Origin of the sequence: Pseudonocardia sp. Ae331_Ps2 (genome assembly GCF_001932405.1) — a bacterium.
Lineage (GTDB): Bacteria > Actinomycetota > Actinomycetes > Mycobacteriales > Pseudonocardiaceae > Pseudonocardia.
Map to the genome: position 1 here is coordinate 1,405,756 of NZ_MCIM01000001.1, position 7,038 is coordinate 1,412,793.

Sequence of the window (7,038 nt, forward strand, 5' to 3'; positions counted from 1 at the left end):
GGCCGGCCGAGCCGGACCCGGTTCACTCCTGTTCGGTGTCGCCGTCGTGGTCGTCGTCGAGGTCCGCGGTCGCCCGCCGCACCTGTGCGTCACGGACGGTGACGGGATCGAGGGGCCAGCGGTTCCCGGTGGAGGGCACCTTGATCCCGAACTCGGCCGCGAGCTGAGCGCGTAGTGCCTTGCCGGTCAGCGACCGGTAGGGCTGGTGGCGCGGTGCGTGACGCACGAGCAGGGCCGGGACGTCGGCGATGCGGACCGGGTCGGCACCCAGGACGGCGTCGAGGTCGTCGAGCAGGTCCCGCGGCTGCTCCGGCTCGGCCTGCGGAGCGGGGCGCCCGGCGCCGGGCAGGCCCTTCCCACGGCGCTCGATGGCGTCGAGGGCGCGTTCGATGAGCGGGGTGACCTGGTCCCCGGCGGGGGTGTCCTTGTCGACGGACAGGAAGTAGACCTGCACGATCTCCGAGCGCTGCCCGGAGAACCCCTTGACCACCGCGGTTCCGCGGTCCACCCCGGGGATCAGTTCGGTGGCGCGGTGCCCGGCGGTGTAGGCGCCCTGGCCGAGCAGGGCGTCGTTGGCGACGTGGTCCCCGACGGCGAACGCGACGCCGTTGGAGCAGTTGCGGGTCACATCACGGGGCATGGAGTCCTTGGTGGGGGCCTGGGTGGAGACGATCAGGTGGATCCCGCGCTTACGACCGAGCCGGACGATGTCGACCAGCAGCTTCGCGACCTCGGCGCCGTGGGTGGGGTGCTGGATCGCGACGTGAGCCTCCTCCAGCAGGCAGAACAGCGGGTGCAGCCCGACGCCCTTGGAGGCGTACTCGCGGGTGACCGCGGGGATCTCGTAGCGGACCAGCAGCTCACCGCGGGCCTGGACCTCGGCGTGCAGCTCCCGCAGGTGCTCGGTGATCTCGGCGATCCGCACGTCCTCGGCACCCATGACGTAGCGCGAGCAGCGAGGCCGGAAAACCTCGAAGTCGAAGTTCGCATCCGGCACCCAGATCCGCAGCTCAGCCGTCGGGTCCAGCGCGGCCCCGACCATGAGGACCCGGGCGGCGGAGGACTTGCCCTGTCCAGGCATCCCACCGGCGAGAGTGTTGCGCTCCAGCAGCGGCGCCACCATCGGGGTGCCGCGCAGGTTCCGCCCGAACGGCACCCCCTTGAACACATCCACCGTGGTCGCGCTGTCGTCGAGCAGGGGATACGGGCCAGCGCCCTCGGCAAGAGCGCCCTTGTCCGCAACCCACAGATCCAGGATCCCAGCCTCGGTACCGGTGGTCGGCCACACCTCCTTTGCCAACCGATGCAGCCCCGTCGCGAGGTCCGCGCGGCGCCGCGCGATGCGGTCGGCGGTGACCCCGGCCGGGAGCCGGACCACCGCATGGGTACCGCGTCCATCGACCCGAGCGGGGGTGAGGAACTGCAACGGCGTGCCCGCCTTCAAGTAGGCGCTGATCTGGGCGATACGCAGCGCGTCCAGGGCACGGGCGATCGTGGTCTCATCCACCAGCGCGTCAAGGTCGGCGTCAGTGCTGGTCGCGAGCCACGCCGGGCCGGCAGTGTGGCGGCGCCCCTCCCACCACCCGGCCAGCAGCAGCGCCGGCCCGGCCACCCACAGCGCCACCGTGGCCGCGACGGTCACCGCAGCGGTCACGAACCGGACCACCAAACCGACCATGTCCCACCACGAGCCCCAGCCGAACCCGCCCGGCGCCAGCCACGCGGTGACCCCACCGGCGAGCAACAGCACACCAAGCACCGCCACGGCGATACCGGTCACCATCAGCGCAGCCAGTACCTGACGAGGCAGTTCCTTGATCCGCTGGGCACGGTGGCCCTTCAACGTGTCCAGACGCTCGGTCCACTCCGCCACCGCCGTGGAGTCCCCGGCCGCGCGGGCGGCGCGGATCTGCTCGCGCACCCCACCGTGGGTCGCTGCCGCGACCGCGCGCCGAACCAGCGAGCCGTACCCGGCCACCGTGGTCACCGCGGCCCGAGCGGTCGCCTTCGGGGTCGCCTTCACCCCGGCCACCGCCGCCGCCCCCGCTCGCCGCGCCGGACCACCCGCAGCAGTCGTGACCACATGCACCCCGGACCGAACGAGCCCACCCGCCCGTCGAGCGACCTTGCGCGGCCCCCGATCAGCAGACACCACCTCACCAGTGGCCGGCTCCTCAGTGACGGGCTCGGCGTCGATCACCAGCGGCTCACCCGCTCGGCCCCCGCGGGGCGGCGGGCGCCGCCCGTGCTCACCCCGCCCGGCCGCCGCGCTCGGCGCCGGACCCTCGATCACGGCTTGGTCCGTGATGCTGGTGTCGATCTCGTCGTGCCGGTCGTGCGAGCTGCTGTCCACAGGTCGATTCCCCTCGATCATCGCTGGTCAGGACTGGTCGGTTCGGTGCTCATCACGCAGCGCCCGCGCCCTGGCCGGGGCGCAGCGCAGACCGGTACGGATCGACTCCGCCGACGACGGATCGACCTCCCCCGCCGCCACCGCCGCCGCAAACTCGGCGCGCAGCGCATCCATCGAGCGAGCCCGCGGCCGGGCCACCTTCCGCGGACGACGGCGACCGTGCTCACCACCGGTCGGTCCCGTCGGCCGGTCGAGGGTGGCGACGCCGTGCCCGCCGGGGCGGTCGTCCTCGGTCCCGATGTCGGCCGGGTCGCGCTGGTTCCCGGTCCCGCCCGCGGGCTCGTCAGCGGACGGGACCGGGACGCTCAACAGGCCCGGGTTCTGCTCGGCCAGCCACGCCGACACCTCCGCCGCCAGGTCACCGCCGTCGTCGTCGACAGGCAGACCGGGCGTGGTGTGCGGGGCCAGCACAGGACGGCCGAGCCGGTCACGACGCACCCGATAGACCCCAGGGGCGTGCACCAGACGGGCGTCGCCGTCGGTGTCGATCTCGGCGACCGCGGCCCGCAACGCAGCCCGCCGGGCCGCGCGCAGCTTCCGCTCCGCCGCCCGCTCGGTGCGCGCCCTGCGGGCCGGGCGGGCCCCGGCGGTCACCAACTGGTGCGCGATCACCCCGGCCACCGACACCACACCCATCACCAGCCCGGTACTCACGCCACCGTGCTCACCGTCGAGGCCGTGGGCGACGTTCAGGCCCGCGGCCACGGCCGCGAACGCCCACACCCCGACCTGCAACGCCCACAGCGGGGCGCCCGGGTGCGTGCGGCGCCGCGACTGCACCGCCAGCGCGAACGCCCACATCCCCAACTCCGACAGCACCGGCAGCACCGCACCGGTCCACGACCCGTAGACCGCGACGCCATAGGCGGCCATCGCCGGGACCGCCATCACCGCCGACGCCACCGCCAGCGGATAGATCAGCAGATCCACCCGATGCGCAGCCGCCCACACCCCGACCGCGGCCCGGCGAGCGCCGGCACGCTTGCGTCGCTCGGTCCGGGCCCGGCGGGCCTGCTCGGCCCGCGCGGTCCGGGCGACCTGATCCCGGGTGGCCTGCTCGGTACGGCGGCGCTCGGCGATCTCCGCCCGCACCGCCTCGGCGTGCAACGCCCGCTCCGCAGCCGCATCGGCGTCACGACGGGCCCGCTCCGCCGCAGCGGCGCGGTCCTCACGACGGCGCTCCGCCCACGTCCCGGTGCTCATCGCACGGCCGCCTTCATGCACCGCGGGCGCGAGCACACATCACCCATCCCCGACCGCACCCGGACCCCGCACGACCGGCAATGCACCGGCCCCGACGCCTCCTCCGTGTGACGACCCCGCCGGTGATGCCGACGGTGCTCCGCCGCCGCCAACTCGTTCGCGACCACCGACCGGCCCGCCCGAGCCCCACCCTTCGCCGCACTCGACAACCAACCCATCGCCCTTGCTCCTCTCGCTCGTCTGTCCTATGTGGATCATGTAGTTACGGTGGTCCCGGCTCGTCCCGCGCCGGACCCGGGGGTCAGCGCGCCCGGCGCACGACCCGCTTCTGCGACATCACCGGCAGAGCCCGACCCGGCGGGCCGTGGCCTCGGTCAGGTACGACATCGGCGCCGACCGCGAGGTCTCCACCACCCCGGCACTACCGTCGAGATGGCGCAGCTTCACTCGCACCTGCCCCTGCGGACGCCACTCGATCGCGACGACCTCCGCCCAGGTGCCGCCCACGGGCCCGTAGGCGTAGACCCACCACCCGGGCCGGACCAGGCGCACCGGACGCTCCTGCGCCGCCTTCGCCGCCGCCCGCTCCACCGCGGAACTCAGCCGGGCACTCACGCCGCCACCTCATCGGCAACCGGCACCGCGAGGGCGAACGTGCCGATCTCAACAACCACCGACGACCGGGAAATCGAGCCGTCGACCGGCTTGCCCGAGGGACTGCCGTTGGCGGCGGGGATCGGCCCGAGCTCGTCGGCGATCATGCGATCCCAGAACTCGTGCAGGGCCTCACGCTGGTCGTCGTCCAGCGGGACGACGCAGTCGGCCAGGTAACTCATCGAACCCATCGCAACTCTCCTCACTGAACCGCTTATGTTAGCGCTTATAGTAGCGCTCGCTTTGGCCTGGTCAAGCGAACTCTTGCGCTCGACAGCTCGTAGAAGTTCGTCGCTCAGACCTCAGAGCGCTAGAGTTGACGCAGCTAGGAGCGCTAACACGGAGGTCACAGCGGTGATGGATTGGCAAGCCGTGGCATCAGCCATGAACACCCGAATGGCAGAGCTGGACGTGACACAGGTCGACTTGTCGCGGCGTTCCGGAGTCAGCGTTTCCACTCTCCGCGCCCTGCAGAGCGGTCAGTCCCGCCGCAGATCCCCCCGGACACTGAGCGCCGTGTCGGAGGCACTTGGTTGGCCCAGCGGCCACCTCACTGCGGTAGCCGAAGGGCGGCCCCCGCAGGAGGTGGGGTCGAGCGCAGTCCCGGCCGTCGAAACCCTCCACCTCGCCATGCAGGCCCTCGAAGCGCGGCTCGAAGCTGTCGAGCGTCGACTGCCTGCCGGAGAGCGCTGATCCCGCAGAAGTTGGCCAGTCTGGCCGTGGAGCCTTGCGCTTGTTGGCATGCTCAAAGCTTCAGCCGGACAGCCGGAACCGAGAAGTGGACAACCGTATCCAGAGCCCACCAAGCCGAGGTGGATACACCTGCGAGACGAGAGGCTTAGCAGCCGCATGACCTCCGGGGGCAAAGACCAGCACCAACGGCACTTCGTCACGCTGTTTCGAGAGCTGCGTGACGACCGCGGCCTCTCTTACCGGGAGCTGGAACGGCCGACACTGGCCACACGGGGCTGGATCAGCAATGTGGCGGCAGGGGCCCGATGGCCTGGGCGTGACTGGGCTGAACGAGCTGATCAAGTGTTACATGCGTCCGGCTCACTAGTTTCGGCATGGGACCGCGCAAATAGCGAGCGAGAGGAGAGTGCACGGCAACGGAAACTTCTCATCGCCACCGAACAAGAATCGGCCGCAATCATTGCTGCAGCAGCAAATCCCGACGCAGTAGACGTCGACGCTCTAAGCGAGAGCGTTGCATCACTCAGTATCGCCTATCTACATCAACCCGCAGAGCCGATGCTGCGCAAGGCTACAGACATTCGGAAAGAGTCTCTAAGGCGGCTAACCGAAGGCGCTGTGCGACCACACGAATTGCGCGACTTGACCCTGGCGGCAGGCAGAGCCTCCGGGGTGCTTATCTACGCTGCCCTCGACCTCGGCCACCCCGAGATTGCCGCGACCCACGCTCGTGCCGCATGGCACCTAGCGGAATCCGCGAACGACAATGAACTGCGCGCCTGGGTCCGCGGAACTGAATCTCTCCTGGCGCGGTTCGAGAAGAACTACACTCTTGCGGACAACCTTGCCCAGGACGGCTTGAAGTACGCAGGAGCAGGCACGTCAACGATTCGCCTCCTATGTGGAGCAGCTCAGTGTGCCGCCAACCTCAACAACTCCAGGAAGGCGCAGGACCTCCTAGATCAAGCTCTATCCTTGCGCGATAAAGCCGCGTCCGACTCTGTGAACGGCCTCTACTCCTTCAGCTACGCCAAACAGCTCTACTATGGTGGCTCAAGTCTAATGTGGCTGGACGATCCACAAGCCCTGAAGCGAGCAGACAGAGACGCCGGGCGCGCCATCTCCCTGTGGGAACACGAGGGGGATGAGTTCCGATCACTGGACGATGAGGCTCTAGCTCACGTATATCAAGCAACTGCCCGCGTCAAAGTAGGCGAAATTGATGGAGCAATGCAGGTATTACGCCCTGTAATCAATCTACCCGAGGAACGGAAAATTTCCTGGATTCGCAGGCGAATCTCAGAGATGGGAGACCTGCTCGACGGGAAGCAGTTTAAAGGATCAGTTATCGCAGCGGACGCCAGAGACGAGCTTCGCAGCCTTACCTAGCTGGGGGCAGCGGGAACTCGCCGGGCCAGGCTCAGCTGTCGGATGAGGCCCCGATGAGCGCAGCCCCGTAATTGGTGTAGGGCTCTTCGAATGCAGCAATGGAAAAGCGGGAGCGCGCCTCACCTAAAAGGCGCCTGGCAATGAGCCTTTGCCAACCTGGCTGGGACGGGGTGGGTGGATGTCCTCCGAGGCCACCCGCTGGCCCGCCTGTTCCCTGTCGATGCAGGTCACCCCGGTGACTCCGCCAGCCTCCGATGTCGCGTCTCAAGCTTCTGACCAGGGCCAACGTCAGGTTGGCAAAGGCTCAATGAGGTGTTCTCAGTAGCGGGGTGGCAGGTCGTGGCGACACGCCGAGGGTGGTGAGATGAGCGGGAACGGGGCAGGACCCCGGTAGATCGGTTCGGTCCAGCACAGATCGACACCGTCACCGAGGTCCTGCATGTCTGATCCTGTCACCTACACCGCTGTCCTCCCGATCGGGGAGCGCACCGTGGCCTATCTGGCGCGGCTCCTGGTCCTTCAACGCCGTCGACGTGGCACCCGGCGGCGGGCGTTGACCCCGTTCGCCCAGGCAGTGCTGGTGATCCGCTGGTTCTGTGATGCTACCCGGGTCCGATGTTTGGCCGGTGACAACGCGATCAGCACTGCAACGGCCTACCGTTACCTGCACGAAGGCATCGACGTCC

At 69.3% G+C, this 7,038-nt stretch carries 6 protein-coding genes and 1 pseudogene; 3 read left to right on the forward strand and 4 right to left on the reverse strand.

The features are described 5' to 3' along the window. Window positions 1–22: 22 nt before the first annotated feature. From Ae331Ps2_RS06660 to Ae331Ps2_RS06675, 4 genes are all read right to left on the reverse strand, one after another. Window positions 23–2,023 carry a cell division protein FtsK gene (locus tag Ae331Ps2_RS06660; RefSeq protein ID WP_175581825.1) on the reverse strand — a complete coding sequence of 667 codons (2,001 nt, stop codon included), beginning with the start codon at window positions 2,021–2,023 and terminating at the stop codon, window positions 23–25. A 357-nt stretch (window positions 2,024–2,380) separates the two neighbouring features. Beyond that, complete coding sequence (locus Ae331Ps2_RS06665; protein WP_075310478.1) at window positions 2,381–3,616, reverse strand: hypothetical protein; 1,236 nt, start codon at window positions 3,614–3,616, stop codon at window positions 2,381–2,383. A gap of 336 nt (window positions 3,617–3,952) precedes the next feature. Then, entirely contained in the window at window positions 3,953–4,231 is a 279-nt protein-coding gene (locus Ae331Ps2_RS06670) for a hypothetical protein (protein ID WP_139318919.1), read from the reverse strand. After that, window positions 4,228–4,452 (reverse strand): hypothetical protein, encoded by a 225-nt coding sequence (locus Ae331Ps2_RS06675; protein WP_217695638.1) that lies wholly within the window; start codon window positions 4,450–4,452, stop codon window positions 4,228–4,230. The genes Ae331Ps2_RS06670 and Ae331Ps2_RS06675 overlap by 4 nt, the downstream gene beginning before the upstream one ends. A 214-nt stretch (window positions 4,453–4,666) precedes the next feature. Here Ae331Ps2_RS06675 and Ae331Ps2_RS30995 point away from each other — a divergent pair, with 214 nt between their 5' ends. From Ae331Ps2_RS30995 to Ae331Ps2_RS33075, 3 genes and pseudogenes are all read left to right on the forward strand, one after another. Further along, the gene (locus Ae331Ps2_RS30995) at window positions 4,667–4,963 is read left to right on the forward strand and encodes a helix-turn-helix transcriptional regulator (protein WP_249265631.1); all 297 of its coding nucleotides are present in this window, start codon (window positions 4,667–4,669) and stop codon (window positions 4,961–4,963) included. 156 nt (window positions 4,964–5,119) lie between these two features. Further along, window positions 5,120–6,352: a helix-turn-helix transcriptional regulator gene (locus Ae331Ps2_RS31000; RefSeq protein WP_139318918.1), complete on the forward strand. Its 1,233-nt coding sequence runs from the start codon at window positions 5,120–5,122 to the stop codon at window positions 6,350–6,352. Window positions 6,353–6,791: 439 nt separating this feature from the next. Beyond that, window positions 6,792–7,038: pseudogene (locus tag Ae331Ps2_RS33075) on the forward strand (IS5/IS1182 family transposase); the annotation flags it as partial.

Excerpts from the sequence above, each read along its gene's own strand:
- Ae331Ps2_RS06665 (WP_075310478.1), bottom strand. The coding sequence starts at position 3,616 with ATGAGCACCGGGACGTGGGCGGAGCGCCGTCGTGAGGACCGCGCCGCT.
- Ae331Ps2_RS30995 (WP_249265631.1), top strand. The coding sequence starts at position 4,667 with ATGGCAGAGCTGGACGTGACACAGGTCGACTTGTCGCGGCGTTCCGGA.
- Ae331Ps2_RS31000 (WP_139318918.1), top strand. The coding sequence starts at position 5,120 with ATGACCTCCGGGGGCAAAGACCAGCACCAACGGCACTTCGTCACGCTG.
- Ae331Ps2_RS06675 (WP_217695638.1), bottom strand. The coding sequence starts at position 4,452 with ATGAGTTACCTGGCCGACTGCGTCGTCCCGCTGGACGACGACCAGCGT.